The following is a 293-nucleotide window of genomic DNA, read 5'->3' as shown; positions in this document are numbered from 1 at the left end:
TGCTTCTTTTAAGGTTTGATGGTCAATCCCGTCTACATTTGTTGTTGTTACAAAAGTTTGAACTTTGCCTTGGATCGTGTTTAATAAATGAGATTGACGAAAATCATCTAATTCGGAAAGAACATCATCAAGTAGAAGAATAGGATATTCATCAATTTCTGAACGGATCAATTCTATTTCAGCCAGTTTTAATGAGAGCGCAGTTGTCCTTTGTTGACCCTGTGAGCCAAATGTTTGCACATCGCGATGATCTTCTCTTTCATGTCAATGATCGTGATGTGCAAACATTTGGC

General features: G+C 37.2%; 1 pseudogene. It reads right to left on the bottom strand.

The window, feature by feature from the left end:
• A pseudogene (locus tag PZE06_RS28485) lies at positions 1–246 on the bottom strand (DNA replication/repair protein RecF); the annotation flags it as partial.
• Positions 247–293 lie beyond the last annotated feature (47 nt).

This window comes from Robertmurraya sp. DFI.2.37 (assembly GCF_029211245.1).
Taxonomy (GTDB): domain Bacteria; phylum Bacillota; class Bacilli; order Bacillales; family Cytobacillaceae; genus Robertmurraya; species Robertmurraya methanolica_A.
This window is presented reverse-complemented; position numbering and strand designations above follow the sequence as displayed.